The 23,472-nt window shown below is 72.7% G+C and carries 18 protein-coding genes and 1 pseudogene; 15 read left to right on the forward strand and 4 right to left on the reverse strand.

Features of this window, described 5'->3' with window-relative positions; all coding sequences use genetic code 11:
• Positions 1-11: 11 nt before the first annotated feature.
• Positions 12-1,718 (reverse strand): MDR family MFS transporter, encoded by a 1,707-nt coding sequence (locus OHA86_RS02320; protein WP_329171989.1) that lies wholly within the window; start codon positions 1,716-1,718, stop codon positions 12-14.
• 121 nt (positions 1,719-1,839) lie between these two features.
• Between OHA86_RS02320 and OHA86_RS02325 the strand changes: the two genes are divergently transcribed.
• The 11 genes from OHA86_RS02325 (at position 1,840) to OHA86_RS02375 (ending at position 12,896) form a co-directional block, all read left to right on the forward strand.
• A complete protein-coding gene (locus OHA86_RS02325; RefSeq protein WP_329171991.1) occupies positions 1,840-2,466 on the forward strand; it encodes a MarC family protein in 627 nt (208 codons plus the stop codon).
• Between the two features lie 155 nt (positions 2,467-2,621).
• A complete protein-coding gene (locus OHA86_RS02330) occupies positions 2,622-3,011 on the forward strand; it encodes a hypothetical protein (RefSeq protein ID WP_329171993.1) in 390 nt (129 codons plus the stop codon).
• On the forward strand, positions 3,008-3,787 hold the full coding sequence (locus OHA86_RS02335; RefSeq protein ID WP_329171995.1) for a transcriptional regulator: 780 nt from the start codon (positions 3,008-3,010) through the stop codon (positions 3,785-3,787). The genes OHA86_RS02330 and OHA86_RS02335 overlap by 4 nt, the downstream gene beginning before the upstream one ends.
• 50 nt (positions 3,788-3,837) lie before the next feature.
• Complete coding sequence (locus OHA86_RS02340) at positions 3,838-4,239, forward strand: roadblock/LC7 domain-containing protein (protein ID WP_329171997.1); 402 nt, start codon at positions 3,838-3,840, stop codon at positions 4,237-4,239.
• 125 nt (positions 4,240-4,364) lie between these two features.
• Entirely contained in the window at positions 4,365-4,739 is a 375-nt protein-coding gene (locus OHA86_RS02345) for a hypothetical protein (RefSeq protein WP_329171999.1), read from the forward strand.
• Positions 4,740-4,959: 220 nt separating this feature from the next.
• Entirely contained in the window at positions 4,960-6,498 is a 1,539-nt protein-coding gene (locus OHA86_RS02350) for an SDR family oxidoreductase (protein ID WP_329172001.1), read from the forward strand.
• A gap of 82 nt (positions 6,499-6,580) precedes the next feature.
• Positions 6,581-7,924 carry a cryptochrome/photolyase family protein gene (locus OHA86_RS02355; protein ID WP_329172003.1) on the forward strand — a complete coding sequence of 448 codons (1,344 nt, stop codon included), beginning with the start codon at positions 6,581-6,583 and terminating at the stop codon, positions 7,922-7,924.
• Positions 7,925-8,125: 201 nt separating this feature from the next.
• Positions 8,126-8,914: a ferritin-like domain-containing protein gene (locus tag OHA86_RS02360; protein WP_329182180.1), complete on the forward strand. Its 789-nt coding sequence runs from the start codon at positions 8,126-8,128 to the stop codon at positions 8,912-8,914.
• A gap of 289 nt (positions 8,915-9,203) precedes the next feature.
• Positions 9,204-10,688 carry a sugar ABC transporter ATP-binding protein gene (locus OHA86_RS02365; RefSeq protein ID WP_329172005.1) on the forward strand — a complete coding sequence of 495 codons (1,485 nt, stop codon included), beginning with the start codon at positions 9,204-9,206 and terminating at the stop codon, positions 10,686-10,688.
• Positions 10,685-11,776 (forward strand): ABC transporter permease, encoded by a 1,092-nt coding sequence (locus OHA86_RS02370; RefSeq protein ID WP_329172007.1) that lies wholly within the window; start codon positions 10,685-10,687, stop codon positions 11,774-11,776. Before OHA86_RS02365 ends, OHA86_RS02370 begins: the two co-directional genes overlap by 4 nt.
• A 58-nt stretch (positions 11,777-11,834) precedes the next feature.
• Positions 11,835-12,896, forward strand: coding sequence for a substrate-binding domain-containing protein (locus OHA86_RS02375; RefSeq protein WP_329172008.1), 1,062 nt, complete (start codon positions 11,835-11,837; stop codon positions 12,894-12,896).
• 94 nt (positions 12,897-12,990) lie between these two features.
• Here the strand turns inward: OHA86_RS02375 and OHA86_RS02380 are convergent, their stop codons facing one another.
• From OHA86_RS02380 to OHA86_RS02390, 3 genes are all read right to left on the reverse strand, one after another.
• Positions 12,991-15,924 (reverse strand): PQQ-dependent sugar dehydrogenase, encoded by a 2,934-nt coding sequence (locus tag OHA86_RS02380; protein ID WP_329172009.1) that lies wholly within the window; start codon positions 15,922-15,924, stop codon positions 12,991-12,993.
• Between the two features lie 91 nt (positions 15,925-16,015).
• Positions 16,016-17,245, reverse strand: coding sequence for a ThuA domain-containing protein (locus OHA86_RS02385; RefSeq protein ID WP_329172010.1), 1,230 nt, complete (start codon positions 17,243-17,245; stop codon positions 16,016-16,018).
• 358 nt (positions 17,246-17,603) lie between these two features.
• On the reverse strand, positions 17,604-18,875 hold the full coding sequence (locus tag OHA86_RS02390) for an ROK family transcriptional regulator (RefSeq protein ID WP_329172012.1): 1,272 nt from the start codon (positions 18,873-18,875) through the stop codon (positions 17,604-17,606).
• 1,330 nt (positions 18,876-20,205) lie between these two features.
• Here OHA86_RS02390 and OHA86_RS02395 point away from each other — a divergent pair.
• From OHA86_RS02395 to OHA86_RS02405, 4 genes and pseudogenes are all read left to right on the forward strand, one after another.
• Complete coding sequence (locus OHA86_RS02395) at positions 20,206-21,042, forward strand: SCO3242 family prenyltransferase (RefSeq protein ID WP_329172014.1); 837 nt, start codon at positions 20,206-20,208, stop codon at positions 21,040-21,042.
• A pseudogene (locus tag OHA86_RS35980) lies at positions 21,039-21,908 on the forward strand (sugar phosphate isomerase/epimerase family protein); the annotation flags it as partial. The gene OHA86_RS02395 and the pseudogene OHA86_RS35980, both read left to right, overlap by 4 nt.
• A gap of 162 nt (positions 21,909-22,070) precedes the next feature.
• Positions 22,071-22,574 (forward strand): EboA domain-containing protein, encoded by a 504-nt coding sequence (locus OHA86_RS35985; RefSeq protein WP_443071958.1) that lies wholly within the window; start codon positions 22,071-22,073, stop codon positions 22,572-22,574.
• A gap of 28 nt (positions 22,575-22,602) precedes the next feature.
• A complete protein-coding gene (locus OHA86_RS02405) occupies positions 22,603-23,457 on the forward strand; it encodes a TatD family hydrolase (RefSeq protein ID WP_329172019.1) in 855 nt (284 codons plus the stop codon).
• Positions 23,458-23,472 lie beyond the last annotated feature (15 nt).

A 23,472-nucleotide genomic window follows, 5' to 3' on the forward strand; every position in this document is an offset into this window, starting at 1 on the left:
GTGCCGGGCTGCTACGCCGCCGAGCCGTCGGGCGACCCGTCGCCGGCGGCGCCCACCGCCCTGTCCGCACCGGGCCGCGCCTCGTCCTGGTCGGCGAAGGCCGCCGCCGTGGTCCGCAGCGGCACCTCCTTGAGCAGGGTGGACAGCACCAGCGCGATCACCAGGACGCCCGCGCCGACCAGGAAGGCCACGTTGATGGCTCCGGTGAAGCCGACCTTGAAGGGGTGGCCGAGCGCCGGGTCGACGTGCTTGAGGAACGACGTGTCGTTGAGGCTTCCGGTCCCCCCGGAGGACGCCGAGGTCAGCATCTTGAGCTGGTCGGGGTGCGCGGCGGCGGCCTTGTCGAAGGCGGCGCTGCCGCGGGCGTCGGCGTAGGCCGAGCTGATCCGGCCGCCGACCACCGAGTAGACGATGGACAGGAAGACGGCGACGCCGAGGGTGCCGCCCATCTGCCGGAAGAAGGTGGTCGAGGAGGTGGCCACGCCGATGTCCCGGGGCGGTACGGCGTTCTGCATGGCCAGCACGATGGTCTGGAAGTTCAGCCCGAGTCCGGCGCCGACCACGAACATCGCGATGTCGACGTAGGGCAGGCTGCTGTCGGCGTCCATCTGCCAGAACATCAGCATGCCGGCGACCAGCAGCACACAGCCGATGATCGGGAAGATCTTGTAGCGGCCGGTGCGCGAGGTGATCTGGCCCGAGACCATGGACAGCGCCATGATGCCGAGCACCAGCGGGAGGGTCAGCAGGCCGGCCCTGGTGGGCGAATTGCCCTTGACCAGCTGGAGGTAGAGCGGGATCAGGGTGATGCCGCCGAACATCCCGATGCCGATGATCGCGGACTGGGCCGAGCCCAGCGCGAAGACGCCGTTGCGGAACAGCCGCAGCGGCAGCAGCGCCTCGTCACCGGCCCGGCGTTCGGCGGCCAGGAAGCAGACGATGCCGACCGCGCCGACGATGTAGCAGGTCAGCGCGGTGCCGCTGCCCCAGCCCCATTCGCGGCCCTGCTCGGCGACGATCAGCAGCGGCACCAGGGCGACGATCAGCGCGACCGCGCCGAGGGAGTCGACCCGGTGGGGCCGCCGCTCCTGCTTGATGTGCAGCACCTTGGCCACCACGATCAGCGCGACGATCCCGATCGGCACGTTGACCAGGAAGATCCACCGCCAGCCGTCGATGCCGAGCAGCGAGTCCTGGCCGGCCAGCGCCCCGCCGATCACCGGCCCGAGCACACTGGAGGTGCCGAAGACGGCCATGAAGTAGCCCTGGTACTTCGCGCGTTCGCGGGGCGGGATGATGTCGCCGATGATCGCGAAGGCCAGCGAGAACAGGCCGCCGGCGCCTATGCCCTGGAAGGCGCGGAAGCCGGCCAGCATGTACATCGAGGTCGAAAGCATGCACAGCGCGGACCCGACGATGAAGACCGAGATCGCGAAAAGGAAGAACGGCTTGCGGCCGTACTGGTCGGACAGTTTGCCGTACAGCGGGGTGGCGATGGTCGAGGTGATCAGGAACGCCGTGGTCACCCAGGCCTGTGCGGTCAGGCCGTTGAGGCTCTCGCCGATCTTGTAGATGGCGGTGGAGACCACCGTCTGGTCCAACGCGGCGAGGAACATCCCCAGCAGCAGGCCGGACAGGATGATCATGATCTGCCGGTGTGTGTAACCCGTCGGTGGTGCGGCGGTGCCGGCCTGCACTGCGTCTGCTTGGGCGGTCATGGGGACTCTTTCTCCGGATCCTTGCTTGCCCTGGGCAACGATACTGCCGGATGCCGAAAAGCACAGGCCGCAGCGGCGTCAATACCCGGACCGCGGCCCCGAACTGCGCATCATGCCCGTTATGATCACCCTGACGTACTCCGCCGCGCTCATCACGTTCTTCTCCGTGATCGGCCCGCCCAAGGTGCTGCTCGCCTTCGCCGGCCTGGCGCAGAACCATCCGAGCAAGGACGTGCGCACCATGGCGCTGGTGTCGTCGGCCGGCGCGGTGGTCATCGGAACGGCGGCCGGCTTCACCTCGCCATGGCTGCTGAAGCTGTTCCACATCTCGACCCCCGCACTGGAGATGGCCGGCGGGATCATCTTCTTCCTCTACGCGGTCGGCCTGGTGCTCGGCCTGCATCTCGGGGCGGAGGACGCGGGCGAGGACGGGCCCGATGTCATCAGCGGGCTGCGGGAGTTGCTGGTGCCGTACGTGGTCAGTCCGCTGGCCCTGACGGCGGTGCTGATCGAGGCCGCGGAACGCGACGACTGGGGGTGGCGGGGCACGGTCGTCGCGGCGTTCCTCACGGTCATCGCGGTGGACCTGGCCTGCGTGCTGCTGCTCGGCGGGCTGCTGCAGAAGACCCACAACGCGGTCGTGGAACTGGTCGCCCGCCTCCTCGGGCTGCTGCTGGCGGCGGTCGGCGTCGACCTGGTCCTCGACGGACTGTTCGACCTGGGCGTCAGGACCGTGTCGGCCCACTGACCGGGGCGGGGCGCCGCGTGGCGGGCATCTTAGGCCAGCGGCCCGCATGTACCGCAGGAAAATGCCGGAACTCTCCGAAACAGGCCGCACGGAAAGTAACTTCCTCGTCACCACCCGAATGGCGGTTGCGCGCCGCGGGGAACGAAGGGAGCCGTGTGTCCGGCATCGACGAGTGCCTGCTGCGGGCGATGGCGCTGCCCGGGGCGCGCGGCGCGGCCCTGGCGGAATGGGTCAGCGGGCTGGCGCTCGGGGTGATCGGCGAGGCGCCCGGCGGCTTCGACCACGAGACGGTGGCCGCCGAGACCGCCGCCTACGCCAGGGCCACCGCCGAGCACCCGGTCTTCACGGCGTGCCACGAGGGCAGCGGCCCCGCGGCCGAGGAGGCGGTGGTGGTCACCGGTACCGGCTACCACCTGCTGCGGTTCGTCGAAGCCCCGTACGAGGGCGGGGTGTTCCTCTACCTGTGGCTGGACCGGGAGCAGGCGAACCTCGCACTCGCGCTGCGCGGCCTGCGCGAACTCGCGGACGGGCTGGTCCTGTTATGAGCGCGCCGGCCGGCCACTCCCCCATGCTGTCGCGGCTCGCGGAAGAGCGCGCCACCGGAGTGCTGCTACGGGACACCGGCGCGCTCTACCTGGAGGACGGTGCGGTGGCGCACGCCGAGAGCCCGGCGGCGCCCGGTATCGAGGTGCTGCTGACAGCGGGCGGCCGGCTGTCGCCCGAGGCCTGGCAGGAGGCGGTGGAGGCGGCGGGCGCCGAGTGCGCGACGGGCCGCTGGCTGATCGAGCACCGCAGGCTGGCGGCGGGCGAGTTGGAGATCAGCCGGCTCGGCGCGCTGTACGACGCGGCCTACTTCGTCCTGTCGCCCGCCGCCGGCCCGACCCGCTTCCGGCACGGCGTCCGGCACTGGTTCGGGTCGCTGGGCGGTGTACCGGTGGCCGCGGTGGAACGCGAGATCCTGCGGCGCCGGCTGCTGCTCGAATCGCTGTGGCCGCACCCGCCCCTGGACGCCGCGCCGGTGACCCCGGCCCGGGCCGCCCTGCGCCCGGCCGCGCGGCTGCCGTACCTGCCGCGCCGGCGGGCCGCCGTCCTCCGCCTCGCGGACGGCGCCCGCACCCCGCCGGCGATCGCCGCGCTGCTGGGCCGGCCGGCCTTCCACGTGCTGGTCGACGTACGCCGGCTGGCCGCACTCGGGCTGGTCGAGACCCCGGACGGCGGTACGCGGACCAGTGCCAGGGCGCCCGCCTGGTTCCAGAACATCGGCGACGACCCGGACGTGGCGCTGCTGCGCAGGCTGCGGGTCGCGCTGGAGCGGTTGTGATGCGGGCGCTGCACCGGCGCGCCCCGCGGGCCGAGCGGAGGAAGAGGTCGATGGTGCACGAAGCCGCGATACGTACCGAGTTGGCGGGTCTGCGGGCGCGGCTGCCGGAGGTGACCGGGGCGCTCGCGGCAACCGCCGACGGCCTGGTGCTGGCCGAGGACGCCCCGGGACTGCCGGCCGAGGGCTTCGCGGCGCTGACCGCCGCCGCCCTCGGGGTGGGGCTGCGGCTCACCGAGACCGCGGGGCAGCGGTCCTTCCGCGAGCTGCTGATCCGCAGCGACACCGGGTGCATCGCGCTCTACGCGGCCGGCCGTGACGCGGTACTCGCGGTGCTCGCGGAGCCGCGCACCAACGTCGGCCGGCTGCACCTGGAGGCCCGCCGCAGCTGCGCCGAGGTGGCGGACCTGCTCCACCACGCCCCGGGCGGGCCGGAGGGCGGCGGCACGTCATGACCGGCCGGCCGCCCGGACCGCGCGCCGGCCGGGCCAGGACCCGCCCGCAGGACCCCGGGGACTCCCGGAGAACCCGGACCGCACAGCACGTACCTCGCACACCGTCGAAGGGAAGCACGAAGATCATGGCCAACACCGAAACCGCGCTCAAGGACGCGATGACCTCCATCGAGGGCGTCATCGGCGTGGCGCTCGTCGACTACACCAGCGGAATGGCGCTGGGCACCCTCGGCGGCGGCAAGGACCTCGACCTGTCCGTGGCCGCCGCGGGCAACACCGACGTCGTACGCGCCAAGGCCCGCACGATGGAGATGCTCGGGCTCAAGGACGAGATCGAGGACATCCTCATCACCCTGGGCACGCAGTACCACCTGATCCGGTTACTGCGCGGCCACGGAAAGTCCGGGCTCTTCCTCTACCTGGCGCTCGACCGCAGCCGCGCCAACCTGGCGATGGCCCGCCACCAGCTCAAGTCCGTGGAGAACAGCCTGGAGGTCTGACCGGCGGGGGGCGGGCGGCCACCGGCACCCGCCCGCCCGCGCTTGCGGGGCCGCCGGGGACCCCGGCCGGGCGGCGGACGTTGGGCGCTTCGGGTGACTGTGCACCGGGGCGGCCACCACGGGCGGGGCGGCCATGGTCTGCTGGGCGGTGACAGCCCGTCAGTGACCGGTGCGGCCCGCAGGCCGGCCAGCCCGGCCGAGCAAGCGCAGAGGTGCCGACGTGATCAGCCGCGCGCAGCAAGCAGCGTCGCAGGACCGTCCCGACGGGGCGCGGCTGCGCTGCCTGGTCACCGGCGCGACCGGCTATATCGGCGGGCGTCTTGTGCAGGAGCTGCTGGACGCCGGGCACGAGGTGCGCTGCATGGCCCGCACCCCGGTCAAGCTGCGCGACCACCCCTGGGTCGGCGAGGCCGAGGTGGTGGCGGGCGACGTGACGGACGAGGCGTCGGTACGGGACGCGCTGCGCGGCATCGACGTCGCCTACTACCTGGTGCACGCGCTCGGCTCTGGCAAGGACTTCGAGCGGACCGACCGCGGCGCGGCCCGGCTCTTCGCCGAGCAGGCGCGGGCGGCCGGGGTGGGCCGGATCGTCTACCTCGGCGGCCTCACCCCGCACGGGGTGGCCGCGCGGGACCTGTCGCCGCATCTGCGCTCGCGGGCCGAGGTGGGCCGCATCCTGCTGGCGTCGGGGGTGCCGGCCACGGTGCTGCGGGCCGCGGTCATCATCGGTTCCGGCTCCGCGTCGTTCGAGATGCTGCGCTACCTCACCGAGCGGCTGCCGGTGATGGTCACACCGAGCTGGGTGAGCACCAGGATCCAGCCGGTCGCGGTACGGGACGTGCTGCGCTGGCTGGTCGGCAGCGCCCGCATGCCGTCCGACGTCAGCCGGACCTTCGACATCGGCGGCCCCGACATCGTCACCTACCGGGAGCTGATGCGCCGTTACGCGGTGGTGGCCGGCCTGCCCCGGCGGCTGATCGTGCCCGTGCCGGTGCTGACCCCGCGGCTGTCCAGCCACTGGATCGGGCTGGTCACACCGGTGCCCGCGGGGGTGGCCAAACCGCTGGCGGAGTCGCTGCGGCACGAGGTCGTCTGCGACGAGCACGACATCGCCGACTACATCCCCGATCCGCCGGGCGGCCCGCTCGGGGTGGACGCCGCGCTGACGCTGGCGCTGCGCCGGGTGCAGGACGCCCAGGTCACCACCCGCTGGTCGTCGGCCGCGGTGCCCGGCGCCCCCAGCGACCCGCTGCCCACCGACCCCGACTGGGCGGGCGGCAGCCTCTACACCGACCGGCGGGAGGCGGCGGTCGACGCGAGCACCGCCGACCTGTGGCGGGTGATCGAGGGCATCGGCGGCGAGCACGGCTGGTACTCCTTCCCGCTCGCCTGGGCGGTACGGGGGCTGCTCGACCGGCTGGTCGGCGGGGTGGGGCTGCGCAGGGGCCGCCGTGACGCGGCGCGGCTGCGGGTCGGCGACTCGCTGGACTTCTGGCGGGTCGAGGAGATCGAACGCGGCCACCTGCTGCGGCTGCGCGCCGAGATGCGGCTGCCGGGCCTGGCCTGGCTGGAGATGTGCGCGGACCGCGACGAGGCCGGGCGCACCCGCTACCGGCAGCGGGCCCTCTTCCACCCGCGCGGGCTGCTGGGCCACGCCTACTGGTGGGCGATCTCGCCCTTCCACGCGGCGGTCTTCGGCGGCATGGCCCGCAACATCGCCCGCGCCGCGGCACGGACGGCGAAGGAGGGTGCGGCATGACGGCGTACGGCGAAGGGCGGCACCACGGCGACGTACGGCGTGTGCGGCCGGTGGCGGCGCGGGGGATCCCCGGGGGCGGCGCGTGAAGCGGGCCGTCGTGCTGTTCACCGGCGACCTGCGGCTGCACGACCATCCGCCGCTGCGGGCCGCGCTCGCCGCGGCCGACGAGGTGGTGCCGCTGTTCGTGCAGGACCCGGCGGTGGCGCGGGCCGGCTTCGCGGCGCCCCACCGGCGGGCCTTCCTCGCCGACTGCCTGGCCGATCTCGACGCCGGGCTGCGCGAGCGGGGTGGCCGGCTGGTGGTGCGGACCGGCGATCCGGCCGCGGAGGTGTGCGCGGTGGCGGCGGAGTGCGACGCGGCCGAGGTGCATGTGGCGGCGGCCGACAGCGGTTTCGGGCAGCGCCGCGAGGACCGGCTGCGTACCGCGCTCGGCAGCGCGGGGCGGCGGCTGCACGTCCACGACACGGTCGTGACGGCGGTGCCGCCGGGCGCGCTCGCCCCGCAGGGCTCCGACCACTTCGCGGTGTTCACCCCGTACTTCCGGCGCTGGTCGGCGGAGAAGCTGCGGGAGGCCCTGCCGGCGCCGCGGACCGTGCGGGTGCCGGACTCGGTGCGGTCGGCCGGCCTGCCGCCCGGCACCTCCGGCGCGGGCGGTGAGGGCGCGGCGCGGCGCCGGCTCTCGACATGGCTGCGCGAGGGCCTGGCGGCGTACGACACCTCGCAGGACGACCTGGCGGGCGACGCGACCTCCCGGCTGTCGGCGCATCTGCACTTCGGGACGCTGTCCGCCGTCGAGACGGTGCACCGCGCGCGGGCGGTGGGCGGTCCCGGCGCGGACGCCTTCGTACGGCAGCTGTGCTGGCGGGACTTCAACCGCCAGTTGCTGGCCGCGAGGCCCGAGGTGTCGGCGGCGGACTACCGCGGCCGGCACGACCGCTGGCGCACCGGCACGGAGGCGGAGGCCGACGCCGAGGCGTGGCGGGAGGGCCGTACCGGCTACCCGGTGGTCGACGCGGCCATGCGCCAGTTGCGGTCCGAGGGCTGGATGCACAACCGGGGGCGGCTGCTGGTGGCGAGCTTCCTGACCAAGACGCTGTACGTCGACTGGCGGGTGGGCGCCCGGCACTTCCTCGACCTGCTGGTGGACGGCGACATCGCCAACAACCAGCTGAACTGGCAGTGGGTGGCCGGCACCGGCACCGACACGCGTCCGAACCGGGTGCTCAACCCGCTGCTCCAGGCGCGCCGCCACGACCCGGCCGGCGACTACGTCCGGCGCTGGGTCCCCGAGCTGGCCTCGGTGGACGGGTCCGCGGTGCACGAGCCCTGGAAGCTTCCGGAAAAGGACCGCAACGGCTATCCGGCGCCCGTCGTGGAGCTGTCCGACGGCAGGAACCGCTTCCGGCAGGCCCGCGGCCTGGACTGATCCGGCTCGCGGCGGCGCGGCGGCCCGCTTCGCGCTCGGCCGGGACCTCCGACCGGCCCCCGGCCTCCGCCGGGACCGGCGGCCCGGGCGCGGCGGGGGCCTACTCCGTACGGCGGAGCCGCGGGGCCGCCCGGTTGCGGGGTCCACCGCACCGCCCTTGACTCGTCGTGACACCCGGTGGGCGGCGAGAGGAGAGGCGTGGTGCTGTCGGCGCGCGGCCTGTTCACGGAGATCCTCGACAATGACGAGTCCTTCCGGCTCTTCTGCTCCATCGCCGCGAGCGGTGAGACGCAAGGCGGCTGGGAGAACGGCAGAATCGCGGCCCTGGTGCCCCCCGGCCTGGCCGCGCTGGCGCCCAAGATCGCCCGGCACGGCGCGGACGAGGACAAGCACGGGCGGATCTTCAACGGCCTGCTGCACGGCCGTGCCCTCGAACCGGTGCCCGTCCCCGCCGACACGGACTACACGATGCTGCTGGAGCGGGCCGGTATCGGGCTGGCCCACTCCCGGCTGCGGGCCGAGCAGCCGCTCAGCGAGCACGACATCGTCACGTATCTCTCGCACAGCCGGGTGACCGAGCAGCGGGCCTCCGAGCAGATGGCGATGCTGCTGAGGCTGTTCGGCGACCACCCCGAGATCGGCCGGGCGATCCGGCAGATCGCCCGCGACGAGGACAACCATCTGGCGTACTGCCACGAGGAGCTGCTGCTGCTCGCGCGGGCCGGGCACGGGCAGCTGATCCGGCGCACGCTGCACGAGTGCGCGAGGGCGGAGATCCGCGTGTACCGCGAGGTCAGCCTCGCGGTGATGGCGCACATGGGCCGCCTGCTGCACTGGCCTGCGCCGAAGTCCGCGGCCCTGCGGGCGGGCATCCACGCGGTGTACGCGTACGAGCGCGTGGCCGGCCGGCGCCGGATGACGACGCTCACGATGCCGTCCCGGCGCAATGCGCTGGGCGGCGGCCCGGTCGCGGCGGAGGCCGTGTCCTGAACTGTCGCGGTGCCGAGCGGGGGTGGGCGGTCCGGAGGGTCCGGGCCGCCTTTTCGCGCGTGCGGTCCGTCCCGCGGGCTGACGCCCCGTCGATTCGGGTCGGATTCGGGCGCGCAGAGCGCCGGTGAGCTGCCGTCAGGTTTCCCAACTGGTTCCGTCCTCGCTCTTGCCCTCCCTCCCTGTCCTGATTAGTTTGTTCGCTGAACTGACGAACGAACGCTTTGTGTCTCTATCGGCACCCACAGTTCCCCCCTCCCTAGGTGGCAATGTGAGTTCTCCTCTGCTTCGAATGCGGGGAATTAGCAAGGTGTTTCCCGGTGCCAAGGCACTGGACGGCGTCGATCTGGAGGTCGAAGCAGGAGAGGTGCACTGTCTGCTGGGCCAGAACGGCGCCGGCAAATCGACCCTGATCAAGGTGCTGGCCGGCGCCCACCAGCCGGACGGCGGCGATCTCGCCTGGGACGGCGAACCGGTGGTGCTGCCCAGCCCGACGGCGGCGATGCGGCACGGGATCTCCACCATCTACCAGGAGCTGGACCTGGTGGACGGCCTGTCGGTGGCCGACAACATCTTCCTCGGGCACGAGCGCGCCCGCTTCGGCCTGACCCGGCGCGGCGAGACCGCGGCCGCCGCCCGTGAGCTGCTGCGCTCGCTCGGGCACCCGGAGATCGCACCGGGCACCGAGGTCGGCAGCCTGTCCCCCGCCCAGCAGCAGATCGTCAGCATGGCCAGGGCGCTGTCGCACGACACCCGGCTGATCGTGATGGACGAGCCCTCCGCGGTCCTCACCCAGGACGAGGTCGGCAATCTCTTCCGGGTCATCGGCGAGCTGACCGCGGCCGGGGTCGCGGTCCTCTACATCTCGCACCGGATGGCCGAGATCCGGGCCATCGGCAACCGGGTGACGGTGCTCAAGGACGGCCGTACCGTCGCCGGCGGCCTGCCGGCCCACACCCCCACCGCCCAGCTCGTCGCGCTGATGACCGGCCGCGAGACCGCGTACGACTTCCCGCAGCGCGGACAGCGCGCCGAGCGGGCACGCGACGAGGTGCTGCGGGTGGAGAACCTGACGCTGCCCGGCAGCTTCGAGGACGTGAGCTTCACCGTCCGCGCCGGGGAGATCGTCGGCCTGGTGGGCCTGGTCGGCTCCGGGCGCTCGGAGATCCTGCACGCCGTCTACGGTGCGACGCGCCCGGCGTCCGGCGCCGTCCTGGTCGACGGGCGGGCGCTGCCGCCGGGCCGGGTGACCGCCGCGGTGCGGGCCGGTGTCGGTCTCGCGCCCGAGGAGCGCAAGAGCCAGGCCCTCTTCCTCCAGGACAGCGTCGTGCGCAACGTCAGCATCTCCTCGCTCGGCCGGTTCGCGCGCTTCGGCTGGCTGGACCGCCGCCGGGAGGCCGCCGCGGCGACCGAGCGGGTGGCCGCGCTCGACCTGCGCCCGGCCGACCCGCAGCGCGCGGTCCGCACGCTGTCCGGCGGCAACCAGCAGAAGGCGGTACTCGCCCGCTGGCTGCTGCGCGGCTGCCGGGTGCTGCTGCTCGACGAGCCCACCCGGGGGGTGGACGTCGGCGCGCGCTCCGAGCTGTACGCGCTGGTACGGGAGCTGGCCGACTCCGGTGTCGCGGTGCTGTTCGTGTCCAGCGAGGTCCCCGAAGTCCTCGGCCTCGCCGACCGCGCCCTGGTGCTGCGCGAGGGCCGGATCGTCCATGAGGCCGCCGCCGCCTCGCTGAAGGAATCCCACGTACTCGACCTCGTGATGGAAGAGAGCCGCCCATGAGCGACCAGACCACGCCGAGACCCGCGCAGGGCGCCCCCGGGCTGCCCGCGCAGGCCGGGTCCGGCGCCGATGTCGCCACCAAGCCGGCCCCGTTGAAGGAGGGGCCCGATCCGGGGGGCCGGCCGGCCGCCGCGGACCGGCTGCGCCGACTGTTCCCGCTGCACCAGGTGCACAGCCTCGGGCTGCTGGTGGTCCTGGTCCTGCTGGGCGTGGTGGGCACCGCCACCTCCGGCAACTTCCTGACCAGCAACAATATTGTCAATATCCTCACCAGCGCGGCGGTCATCGGCGTCATCACGGTGGGCCAGACGTTCGTCATCATCGGCGGCGGCATCGACCTGTCGGTCGGCGCGATCGTGGCGGTGGCGTCGGTGTGGTGCACCACGGTGTCCACCCAGTCGTACGGCCTGGGCGGGATGCTCTTCACCGCGGTCGTCGTCGGCGCGGTCGTCGGACTGCTCAACGGCATCCTCATCGCCTACGGGAAGATCGTCGCCTTCATCACCACGCTGGCCATGATGGCGTCGGCCCGCGGGGTCGCCGAGCGGCTGTCCGACCGGCAGTCGCAGGTGGTGACGGTGGAGTCGTTCAACCGGATCGCGACCGACAAGTTCCTCGGCGTCCCGCTGCTGGTGTACCTGATGGCCGGGATCGTGGTGCTGGGCTGGCTGCTGCTGAACCGTACGACCTTCGGCCGGCGCACCTTCGCGGTCGGCGGCAATCCGGAGGCCGCCCGGCTGGCCGGTATCGCGGTACGGCGGCACACCATGCTGCTCTACGTGCTGTCCGGGGTGTGCTGCGGTGTCGCCGCGGTGATGCTCACCGCCCGGACCACCAGCGGTGCCAGCAACCTGGGCAATCTCTACGAGCTGGACTCCATCGCCGCGGTGATCATCGGCGGCACCCTGCTGGCCGGCGGGCGCGGATCGCTGTTCGGGTCGATCCTCGGCGTCCTGGTCTTCACCACGATCACCAACATCTTCGTGCTCAACAACCTGACCACGGACATCCAGGAGATCGCCAAGGGGCTGATCATCCTGGTCGCCGTCCTGCTGCAGCGCACCCGCGGCGGGCGCTCCCCGGCCTGACCGGCTGCTCCACCCCTCGTTTTCCCCGCCTCCACTCCCCTCTGAAGGGAACACCCGTATGAAAGAGACCGGACCCACGGCCATGGGGCGCAGAAACATGCTGCTCGGCGCAGGCGCCCTGGGCAGCGGTCTGCTGCTGTCGGCGTGCACCAGCAACTCCAACGGCGACTCGGACAAGGCCAATGTGAAGGCGACGACCGCCGCGTCGGGCAGCACCCCGGGCAAGCACGTCACCGTCGGCTTCTCCGCGCCCGCCGCCGACCACGGCTGGATCGCGGCGATCACCAAGAACGCCAAGGCGCAGGCGGGGCAGTACAGCGATGTCAGCTTCCAGGCGGCCGAGGGCACCAACGACGTCAACGCTCAGATCAGCGCGGTCCAGACGCTGATCGACAAGAAGGTCGACGTCCTGGTGATCCTGCCCTTCGACGGCAAGGCGCTGACCGCGATCGGCACCCAGGCGATGGACGCGGGCATCCCGGTGGTCAACCTCGACCGGGTCTTCGACAACTCGCTCGCCTACCGCACCTGGATCGGCGGCGACAACTACGGCATGGGCGTCAACGCCGCCCAGTACATCATCAGGACCCTCAAGGCGAAGGGTGTCAGCAAGCCGGTGATCGGCGAGATCGCCGGCATCGACAACCTCGACCTGACCAAGCAGCGCAGCCTGGGCTTCAAGCAGGCGCTCGCCAAGGCGGGCTTCTCGGTGAGCATCCGGCAGGCCGCCGCCTTCACCGCGGACAGCGGCCAGCAGGTGATGAGCAATGTGCTGCAGGCCCGCTCCAAGCTCGACGCGGTCTGGAACCACGACGACGACCAGGGCATCGGTGTGGAGGCGGCCATCAAGCAGGCCGGGCGCAGCGAGTTCTTCATGGTCGGCGGCGCCGGGTCGCAGCACGCGATGCAGCAGATCAAGGCGGACAGCGGGGTGCTCAAGGCCACCGTGGTCTATCCGTCGAGCATGTCGGCGTCCGCGGTCACGCTGGCCCGGCTGATCGGCCAGAGCAAGGGCATGGGCGACCTGGTCGAGCAGGAGGTGCCGACCTCGATCACGCTGTTCTCGGCGACGGTCACCAAGGACAACGTCGACCAGTACCTCCCGACGTCCTTCACCTGACCGCGCCGTCCGCTCCTCCCGCGGACCCCCTCATGGAACTGCCCCGGGCCGTCGGCCCGGGGCAGTTCCGTGTGTGCGGCCCGGGGGCCGGCACTCACGCGGTGCTCAGGTCGAACTCCTCCCAGGGGCCGATGGCGGCCCGGTTGGCGATCAGCGGCTGGGCGCCGGCGTTCTCGGCCGTCACGTAGCTGCCGTTGGCCGCGGCCTTGAGGCTGACGCTCCCGTCGGAGTTGTGGATCAGCGCGAACGTCTCCCACAGGCCCTGCGCCGCCCGGTTGGCGATCAGCGAGGCGGCGCCGCCGTTCTCGGCCGTCACGTACTGGTTGTTGGCGTGGGCGCGCAGCGCGATGTTGCCGCCGCCGAGGTCGATCTCGTCGAACTTCTCGGCGGTGCCGACGGTGGTGCTGGCGGCGATCAGCGGCTGGGCGCCCGCGCCCGGCGCGGTCACGTACTTGCCGTTGGCGTGCGCCTTGAGGCTGATGCCCGTGCCGCCGCCGGGGGTGCCGGGCGTGCCGACGCCCGCGCCGACGAACATCTCCCAGTTGGCGTTCATCAGCGCGCCGGGCCCGGTGTGCCCGGACGGGTTGCGGGCGACGAAGTAGACCTTGCCGCTGCCGGTGGGCACATTGCTGAGGTTGGCGGTGACGTCGGTGTACGTCTGCCAGGCCCCGGTGCTCGGTACGGTGGCGGTGCCGAGCAGCGGCCCGTTCGGGGCGTTCCAGCGGACCTCGATCCGGCCGCCGGAATTCGCCGAGGCCGTGCGGAACTGCACCGCGGTGACGTTGTTCAGCGCGATCGGCGCGAGGCTCCAGTAGTCGCCGTCCTCGATGAAGCCGATGTCCTGGCCGCCGCCGGCGCTGTCGGCGCCGCTCTCGACGGTGACACCCGGGGTGTCGGTGCCCTGCCCGTCCGTGGTCCGGCCGGTGTCGGTGAAGAACTCGGCCTGCTTGTGCTTGGGCTGCAGGGTGATCTGGGCCCGGCCGGTGAGCGGGGCCGCCCCGCCGGAGCCGCCCTTGTCGGTGTAGGTGGCCTCGATCACGTAGAAGACGTTGTCGCCGTCGCTGTGGCCGTTGGACAGGGTCGTGCTGACGGTGGCGCTGCACCCGGTGTACTGGTCGAGCGGGTGGCCGTGGGTGTCGTGGCCCAGGATGGCCTGGATCTTGACCTGGCCGCAGTCGACGGTGCCGTCCTCGGGGTCGGTGACGGTGACCGCGAAGTTGACCTTGTCACCCCAGTCGAACACCCCTCCGTTGGGCGGCCCGTTGACGGTGAGGGTCGGCATGGTGTTGCCCGCGGTGACGGCCAGGCTCGCGGTGGCGGACTTGCCCGCGCTGTTGGTGACGGTCAGCACGGCGGTGTAGTTGCCGACCGCGGTGTAGGTGTGGCTGGGGTTGGCGGTGGTGGACGTCGCGCCGTCGCCGAAGGCCCACTTGTAGCTGAGGCTGCCGCCCGCCGGGTCGTTCGATCCGCTGCTGGAGAAGTTCACCGCGAGCGGCGCGGGGCCGCTGGTGCGGTTGGCGCTCGCCGCGGCGACCGGCAGCGCTCCGCCGTTGAGGTAGTCGATGCGGTAGATGCCCGCGTCGGCGTTGTTGCCGCCGTAGCCGGTGCCCCACTCGACCATGTAGAGGGCGCCGTCGGGGCCGAACTTCATGTCCATCGGCTTCTTGAACGACACCGACGGCAGGAAGGTCTGCATGTCGTCGATGCCGCTGCTGTCCGGCTTGACGTGGAAGGTGTAGACCTTGCTGGTGTTCCACTCGGAGAAGATCGCCTGGCCGTCCATCGCGGCCGGCCACTTGCGGTCCGAGGCCAGGTTGGCGTCGTAGCGGTAGACCGGTCCTGCCATCGGGGCGCCGCCGCTGAGCAGCGGGAAGTTGTTCGCGTCCGTGTTGTAGTGGTACCAGACGGTCGCCGGGGTGGCCGGCGGCAGCTTGGTCAGGCCGGTGTTGTTCGGCGAGTTGTTGGTCGGGCCGCCCGCGCAGTCGAAGGGGGCGCCGGAGGTCTGGGTGGCGAAGTTGTAGTCGATGTAGGGGGTGTTGTTGCCGATGCAGTACGGCCAGCCCGCGTTGACCGGCTTGCTCAGCAGGTCCCACTCCACGGTGTTCTCCGGGCCGCGGCCGGCGTTGGGGCCGCCGGCGTCGGGGCCGTAGTTGCCGACCACGGGGAAGCCGGTCTTCGGGTCGAGGGCCAGCCGGAAGGGGTTGCGGTAGCCCATGGCGTAGATCTCGGGCCTGGTCTTGGCGGTACCCGCGGGGAAGAGGTTGCCGGCCGGGACCGTGTAGGTGCCGTTGGCCTCCGGGTGGATGCGCAGCACCTTGCCCGACAGGCTGTTGGTGTTGCCCGCGGTGCGCTGGGCGTCCCAGGTGGCGCGGCCCGCCTGCTCGTCGATCGGCGCGTAGCCGTCGGAGGCGAACGGGTTGGTGTTGTCACCGATGGAGAGCCACAGGTTGCCGTTCTTGTGGTCCATGGCCATGCCGGCGCCGTGGTGGCAGCACTCGGCGCGCTGGACGGGGACGTCCAGGACCACCTTCTCGCTGGTCATGTCCAGCGTGGAGCCGTTGACGGTGAAGCGGCTCAGCCGGTCGACGCTCGTGGCCGCGGGCGAGTAGTAGACATAGATCCAGTGGTTGGTGGCGAAGGCCGGGTCGAGGGCCATCGCGAGCAGCCCGCTCTCGTTCGCCGTGAAGACGTCGAGGTGGCCCGCCGTCACGGTGGTGCCGCTGGTGTTGATGATCCGCACATCGCCGAGCATGTCGATGAAGAAGACCCGGCCGTCGCTGGCGATGTCCAACTGCAGCGGGTTTCCGCCCGAGTTGTTGAGCAGCACCTTCTGGAAGCTGCTGTCGGGGACACCGGCGACGGCCGGGCTCGCGGCGCCGGCGGTCTGCCGGCCCGCGGCACTGGCCGGTGCGGTGGTGAGCACCGCGAGGGCGGGCAGCGTCAGCAGCGCCACCAGCAGTGTCAGCCAGGTGCGCAGCCGTGCCCGGGGGCGCGGTCGTGGTCGTGGTCGTGGTCGTACGGAAAACACGTGGGGTCTCCTCGGTGGGGTGATCATGGGCATGACAGACCATCACGGCTGCGGATGGCGAGTGCGGCCGTGCGGCGGGCGTTGCCTGGGCTCAGCTCGTGGTGAGGTCGAACTCCTCCCACGGACCGATGGCGGCGCGGTTGGCGATCAGCGGCTGGGCGCCGGCGTTCTCGGCCGTCACGTACTTCCCGTTGACCCCGGCCTTGAGGCTGATGCTGCCGTCGGAGTTGTGGATCAGCTGGAAGGTCTCCCAGCCGGCCGCCGCGGCCCGGTTGGCGATCAGCGAGGCGGCGCCGGCGTTCTCCGCCGTCACGAACTGGTGGTTGGCGTGGGCGCGCAGCGCGATGTTGCCGCCGCCGAGGTCGACCTCGTCGAACTTCTCGGCGGTGCCGGCCGTGGCGCTGCCGGCGATCAGCGGCTGGGCGCCGCCGCCCGGCGCGGTCACGTACTTGCCGTTGGCGTGCGCCTTGAGGGTGATCCCGGGGTCGGCCGGCGGCGGGGTGGTGTCGACCGCGCAGTTGGCGGGGACGACGCCGGCCGCGGTCTGGATGCCGCCGAGCAGCACGTGCAGGAAGTCCGGCTCGGTGTAGCTCTCGATGGTGTGGCCCATGCCGGTGTACCAGGCCCGGCCGCCGTCGTAGGCGTGGCACCAGGTGGTGGGGTGGTCGGCGCCCATGGTCGAGCCGGTGTAGGAGTTGTCGTCGACCGAGGCCAGCACGTGCACCTGGGAGCGGGGGTTGGTCTGGAAGTCGTACCACTCGTCGGTGTGGGTGTACGTGTTCGGCAGGCCCTGGGTCGACGGGTGGGTGTGGTCCTCGACGGTCACGGTGGCCGGCTGGATGGCGGGGTGCTGCTTGAAGTACGCGCCCACCAGGCTGCCGTACCAGGCCCAGGTGTAGCCGCTGTCGGAGGCGGCGTGGACGCCGGCGTAGCCGCCGCCGTGCTCGATGTAGCGCTGGAAGGCGTCCTTCTCCGCCTGGGTGGTGACCGGGTCGCCGGTCGCCGACAGGAAGACCACGGCCGCGTACTGCGCCAGGTTGGCGTCGGTGAACTTCGAGTCGTCCTCGGTGGCGTCGACGGTGAAGTTGTTCTGCGCGCCGAGCTGCTGGATGGCGGCGATGCCCGCCGGGATGGAGTCGTGGCGGAAGCCGGTGGTCCTGGAGAACACCAGGATCTTGAAGGGGGCCGCCGCGGCCCGGCCGACGGACGGCGGGGCCGGGGCGGCGTTCACCGCGGGGGCCGCGGCGGTCAGTACGGCTGCCGCGGACAGGCTCAGTGCCGCGAGCAGGGCGAGACGTGTGCGTGGGCGGGGCGTGCGCATGGCGGCTCCTCGTTCGGACGCACTGCGGGGGGATGTGCCGCAGGGTGGAACGGACGGACCCCGTCGGGGCGCGGCGAAGCAGGTCTGCTCGCGCCGGGCGGCGAAGGGTCCGTCCTGCGGCATAACGGCATCACCTGGAGACTTGGTGGTGACAAGGGATGCCTCGGCTCCGCCACGGCGCGCTGATCAGCGCAAACCGCGGGCGGAGTGATGAATTGGTTCGTTGGTTCAAAAAACTAATTGGCCGGGCGCGGAGCGTCAAGGGTTGTCACACACAAGCCAATAAGCGCTTCCGCCCCGGCCTTCACCACCGGCCCGGACGTCAACAGGGCCGCTTCAGGGGGGAATTGATGATCGCTCAGAGCACCGGGCCGGTCAGGTCGATGTACGCCGACGGGTCGCGCAGGATCGCCTGCACCCCGGCCCCCGCGGCGCCGCGTACCGCCGCTTCGGTGCCGAGCCCGGACACCTGGAGCCGGTCGGAGCGCCAGCGGCCCGAGGTGACCCGCTCGTGCAGCTGCACCTGGAGGCTGGGCACCAGCCAGGGCGCCAGCCTGGCGTAGATCCCGCCGATCACCACCTCGGGCGGGTCGAGCAGATTCACCGCCCCCGACAGCGCGACGCCCAGCGCCCGGCCGGCCACCGCGAGCGCCCTGACCGCGGCCTCGTCGCCCTCGGCGGCGAGCGCGGCGAGCCGCTCCACCGGGGCGCTGCCCTCGGTCGGCGCGTCCTGGAGGGCGTGTCGGCCGGGGCCGCCGCCGGCGCGGGTCGCGGTGGCGGTCGCCACGGGCGCGGAGCCCAGCCGGGTCGCGCTCACCGTGTCGAGCGCGGCGGCCTCCAGCAGCGCGTCCTGGCCCGCGTAGCGTTCGAGGCAGCCGCGCGCGCCGCAGCCGCACTCGGGGCCGTCAGGGATCACCGTGACGTGGCCGATCTCTCCGGCGAAGCCGCCGCCGCGGAAGAGCGTGCCGTCCACCATCAGCCCGGCGCCGATGCCGATCTCGCCCGACACGTACAGGAAGCTCGCCCCCGCGCCGGCCGGCCTGGCCTGGAACTCGCCGATCGCGGCGAGGTTGGCCTCGTTGTCCACCGACACCGCGAGCCGCTGCCTGCCCAGGCCGCGTACCAGCAGTTCGGCGGCGGGGATGTGGCGCCAGTCCAGGTTGGGGGCGTGCAGCACCTTGTCGTCGTGGACCAGGCCCGGGACGCCCAGGGTCACCTGGACCGGGCTGAGCCCCGCCCGCCGGGCGGCGGCGCACGCCCTGGCCGCGAGCCGGCCCGCCGAGTGCAGCGTCTCCTCGGCGTCCCGGCCGCGGTTGTCCGCCCGTTCGGTGAGCCGGACCCGGGGGGCGCCGGTCAGGTCGGCGACGCAGACCGCGGTGTAGTCGACGTTGACCTCGACGCCGACGCCCGCGGCGCCCTGCGGGTTGAGCGCGAGCGCGCCGCCGGGGCGGCCGACCCTGCCCTGATTCTCCGGCACGTGCTCGATGACGAGGCCGGCCAGCCGCAGTTCCTCGACGAGCGAGGAGACGGTGGCCTTGGTGAGTCCCACCCGGGCCGCGACGGTGGCCCGCGAGGCGCTTTCACTGGCAGCGACCTGACGGAGCACCAGCGCCAGGTTGTGCCGGCGCATGCTCTGTTTGCTCGCCGGCTGCCCGCCGCCGTTCATCACGCTGCGACCTTTCTCCGCCGACGCGGACCACGACGGGTCCTGCCCGGCAAACTTCTCCGACCCATTTATTCATTCATCAAACTAATAGACGCTTCACCGCAGGTCAACGACCTTCAGGACACTCACAGAAACGCCGAAGCGGACCGATGGGCCGTACGGCGGCAGGCGCGGCCGACCGCCGTGGCGCACCGGCGGTGATCGTTGCGGATGCCGGGGATGTACCTTACGCGCCGACTTTCACGGACTCGACCCCGGCCCCCGGCGGCGCCGGGGCACCGCTTCAGGGTTGCCCAAGTCGCCGCGGCGCGTGGTGCGTTCAACCGATTCTTGACTGGCTCTTGCCGTGCGGGGAAGCGGTGATTAGTTTATTCGCTGAACTGACGAACAGGTCGCTGACGCGAAGGGTGCCCGACGAGTGGGCCGCGCCCCGACGCTCGTCGGCCTGGCCTTTCCTGCCGCGCGGGCGTGGCTCCACGGGGTGACACCTGGAGGTGACGTATGCGGTCGGCCACCGCGCGGAGCGCCTGGCCGGCGGTTCGACTCTCCCTGTACGCCTGGCACGGTGCGCGCCGGGCCAGGCTTGCGGTGCGGTGCCCCTACCGGGCGTTCGCACCCGTACGGTCGGTGCCCCTTACACGGTTCACGCCAGGCGCTCCGCGCGGGTCCGGCCGCCTGCCGGGGGTTGCCTCGTGCGGCGCGTTTTCGTCGGTCGCGCCGTCGTGGCTGATCGCGCAGGTCCCCGCGCCCCTGATGGCTTGCCCTCCGCGGCAGAGGACGCCCCAAAAGGGCGCGGGGAACGGCGCGACCGGCCGAGACGCACCGCAGGTGTGAAGGCAACAGCAAGTGGCACCCACCCGGGGGCGCAGGGACCTGCGCGGCGAGCCCCCGCCGGGCCGCACGCGAGGCGCCACCGCAAGTGGCAGCCCCAAAGGGGCGCGGAGAACGGCGCGACCGGCCACGACGGACCGTCGGGTAAAGGCATGGGCCACCACCGCAAATGGGGCTGCCCGCGCAAGCGAAACCGCATACGAACGAATGGTGACAGCTCACCGCAAGGCGAATTGCGTGATCAACCCCGGCGGCGCCACAGGTGTGAATGAGACAGCAGGAGGGCAACCCTCAGGGGCGCGGGGAACTGCGCGACACGCCAGAACGGAGCGCGACTGTGAACGCCACCGCAAATGGCGCCCTTCCAGGGGTGCCGGGAATTGCGCGACCAGCGACAAAAGCGCCGCGGACAGGCCAGGACGGCCCGGCGCGAATACCCGAAGTCGGCGTATTAGCCGAGCTGGTGCGGGCCCCCGCCGCTCTCACCGTGCCGGGTGACGTACTGGTCGGGGCGAGCGCGGCCGGGTGGCCGTTCGGGGTGCGGGCCACCGCGGGCCTCGCGGGCGCCTCCGTACTCCTCTACTGGAGCGGCATGGCGCTCAACGACTACGCCGACCGCGAGGTCGACGCCGTCGAGCGGCCCGGGCGGCCGATCCCCTCGGGCCGGGTGAGCCCGCGTGCCGCGCTGGTGACGGCCGCCGCGCTGACCGCGGCGGGCCTCGGCGTGGCCGCCGCGGCGGGCGGCCGGCGGGCGCTGGGCACGGCGCTGCCACTGGCCGCCGTGGTGTGGGCGTACGACCTGGCGCTCAAGGACACCCCGCTGGGCGCGCCGGCGATGGCCGCGGCCCGCGGCCTCGATGTGCTGCTCGCGGCGGGAGCGCAGGGCAGGCGGGCGGCGGCGCCCGCCGCCGCGACGATCGCCGCGCACACCGGGATCGTGATGGCACTGAGCCGCCGCGAGGCGGAGGGCTCGTCGCACGCGCTGCCCGAGGCGACCCTCGCCGCGACCGCCGTGCTCGCGGCGGGAGTGGCCGCGGCGCCGGGCGCGCGCGGACGGCACCGGGCCGCGTCGGCCGCGCTGCTGTCGGTGTACGGGCGCACCTTCGGCGGCGCCCAGTTCGCGGCGATCCGCAAGCCCGACCCCCGGCGGCTGCAACGGGCCGTCGGCGCCGGGATCCTCGGGGTGCTCCCGCTGCAAGCGGCGCTGGCGGGCCGCGCGGGGGCGACCCGGGTCGCACTTCCTCTTCTGGCGGCGCTGCCGCTGGCCCGCCGGCTCTCTCGGAAGGTGTCACCGACGTGACGTCACACTCTCCACTGCGCTTCGGCTACGGCACCAACGGCTTCGCCAACCACCGCCTCGACGAGGCCCTCGACGTGATCGCCGGCCTCGGCTACGAGGGCGTCGCCCTGACCCTCGACCACGCCCACCTCGACCCGTTCGACCCCGACCTGGCCGGTCATCTGCGCACGGTACGGCGGCGGCTGGACGCGCTGGGCCTGGCGGTGGTCGTGGAGACGGGGGCGCGCTACCTGCTCGACCCGTGGCACAAGCACTCCCCCACGCTGCTGCACGAGGACGCGGACGGCCGCGAGACCCGGATCGACTTCCTGGAGCGGGCGGTACGTATCGGCGCCGGGCTCGGCGCCGAGGCCGTGTCCTTCTGGAGCGGGGTGCTGCCCGGCGGCACGTCGCCCGAGCGCGGCTGGGAACTGCTGGCCGAGGGCTGCGGGCGGCTCGCGCAGACCGCGGCCCGCGAGGGCGTGGTCCTGGGCTTCGAGCCGGAACCCGGCATGCTGGTCGAGGACCTGGCCGGCTACCGGCGGCTGCGGGACGCGCTGGGCGCCCCCGCGTCCTTCCGGCTGACGCTGGACATCGGCCACTGCCGCTGCCTGGAGTCGGAGTCGGTGGCCGACTGCGTCAGGATCGCCGGGCCCGATCTGGTGAACGTGCAGATCGACGACATGCGGCGGGGCGTGCACGAGCATCTGGAGTTCGGCGAGGGCGAGATCGACTTCACGCCGGTGCTCGCCGCCCTCGCCGAGGTCGGCTACGGCGGGCTCGTCGCGGTCGAACTCCCCCGGCACAGCCACAGCGCGCCGGACACCGCCCGCCGCTCGCTGGACTTCCTGCGCGCGCACGCGCGGACGCCGCGGCTCTCACCGGCCGACGCCGTGGACGCGGATCTGACGCCGCAGGGCCGGGAGTGGCTGGCAGCGGCGGCGGCCAGGGCCGCCGCGGATCCGGCCGCGCTGCTCGCCGACTTCCCCGCCGCTGGCCGCTCCTGCGGGCGGGGTCCGCTGACCGCGCCCGGCTGGGACGGCTGGACGGTGGACGAGGCGGCCCGCGTCGTCCTGCTGGCCGGTGCGGGCGCGGAGGCGGCGGCCGACCTCTACGCGCGCGGGGACCGGGCGGAACGGCGGGCTGTACTGCGGGCGTTGCCGTATCTGGACCTGGGCCCCGGCGCGCTGCCGCTGATCGAGGACGCGCTCCGCACCAACGACATCGCGCTGGTCGGCGCCGCGCTGGGCCCGGCCGCGGCCGTGCTCGACATCGGGACCTGGCGGCAGGGGGTGCTCAAATGCGTCTTCCTGGGCATCCCGCTGAGCGCGGTGGCCGGGCTCGACGAGCGTACCGACGCCGAACTCGCCAGGATGCTGCTGGACTTCGCCCATGAGCGGGTCGCGGCCGGCCGCGATGTGCCCGCCGACGTCCTTCCCCTGGTGCGGCGCTTCCCCGCGCTGCTCGACGCCTCGCCCATCCACGCGGAGGCGGCCTCGCCGGTACCGCGCAGGGCCGAGGCCGCCCGCCGGGTGCTCGCCGCTCTGCGCTGACCCCCGCCATCCCACCCAGGAGCACCGCATGCGCATCTTCGACCCGCACATCCACATGACCTCGCGCACCACGGACGACTACCGGGCGATGTACTCGGCGGGCGTACGCGCCCTGGTGGAGCCCGCGTTCTGGCTGGGCCAGCCGCGGACGTCCGCCGCGAGCTTCGTCGACTACTTCGACGGGCTGCTCGGCTGGGAGCCCTACCGCGCCGCGCAGTTCGGCATCAAACACCACTGCGCCATCGGGCTCAACCCGAAGGAGGCCAACGACCCGCGCTGCGCGGAGGTGCTCGACCTGCTGCCGCGCTATCTGGCCAAGGACGGGGTGGTCGCGGTCGGCGAGACCGGCTTCGACTCGATGACCTCGGCGGAGGAGAAGGCCTTCACCACGCAGCTCGCGCTGGCCGTCGAGCACCGGCTGCCCGCCCTGGTGCACACCCCGCACCGCGACAAGGCGACGGGCACGGCCAGATCGATCGACGTGATCAGGGAGTCCGGCATCCCGGTCGAGCACGTCGTGGTCGACCACCTCAACGAGCTGACCGTCCGCCAGGTGCTGGAGTCCGGCTGCTGGGCGGGCTTCTCCATCTACCCCGACACCAAGATGGAGCCCGACCGGATGGTCGCGATCCTGAAGGAGTACGGCACGGAACGGGTCCTGGTGAACTCGGCCGCCGACTGGGGCCACAGCGATCCGCTGCGGACCCTCGCCACCGGTGAGGCGATGCTCGCCGCGGGCTTCACCGCCGAGGACGTCGACCGGGTGCTGTGGCAGAACCCGGTGGCCTTCTACGGCATCAGCGGGCGGCTGGACGTGGACGAGCCGGCCCTCGACCCGGCGTCGCTCTTCGAGGGCAATTCCGTCCAGCGCGGATCCCGCTGACCCCAGGAGGTCCCC

This window comes from Streptomyces sp. NBC_01477, from assembly GCF_036227245.1.
Classification (GTDB): Bacteria; Actinomycetota; Actinomycetes; order Streptomycetales; family Streptomycetaceae; genus Actinacidiphila.

Coding starts and splice junctions, on each gene's coding strand:
- OHA86_RS02320 (WP_329171989.1), bottom strand. CDS start 1,718: ATGACCGCCCAAGCAGACGCAGTGCAGGCCGGCACCGCCGCACCACCG.
- OHA86_RS02325 (WP_329171991.1), top strand. CDS start 1,840: ATGATCACCCTGACGTACTCCGCCGCGCTCATCACGTTCTTCTCCGTG.
- OHA86_RS02335 (WP_329171995.1), top strand. CDS start 3,008: ATGAGCGCGCCGGCCGGCCACTCCCCCATGCTGTCGCGGCTCGCGGAA.
- OHA86_RS02340 (WP_329171997.1), top strand. CDS start 3,838: ATGGTGCACGAAGCCGCGATACGTACCGAGTTGGCGGGTCTGCGGGCG.
- OHA86_RS02345 (WP_329171999.1), top strand. CDS start 4,365: ATGGCCAACACCGAAACCGCGCTCAAGGACGCGATGACCTCCATCGAG.
- OHA86_RS02365 (WP_329172005.1), top strand. CDS start 9,204: ATGCGGGGAATTAGCAAGGTGTTTCCCGGTGCCAAGGCACTGGACGGC.
- OHA86_RS02370 (WP_329172007.1), top strand. CDS start 10,685: ATGAGCGACCAGACCACGCCGAGACCCGCGCAGGGCGCCCCCGGGCTG.
- OHA86_RS02375 (WP_329172008.1), top strand. CDS start 11,835: ATGAAAGAGACCGGACCCACGGCCATGGGGCGCAGAAACATGCTGCTC.
- OHA86_RS02385 (WP_329172010.1), bottom strand. CDS start 17,245: ATGCGCACGCCCCGCCCACGCACACGTCTCGCCCTGCTCGCGGCACTG.
- OHA86_RS02390 (WP_329172012.1), bottom strand. CDS start 18,875: ATGCGCCGGCACAACCTGGCGCTGGTGCTCCGTCAGGTCGCTGCCAGT.
- OHA86_RS02405 (WP_329172019.1), top strand. CDS start 22,603: ATGCGCATCTTCGACCCGCACATCCACATGACCTCGCGCACCACGGAC.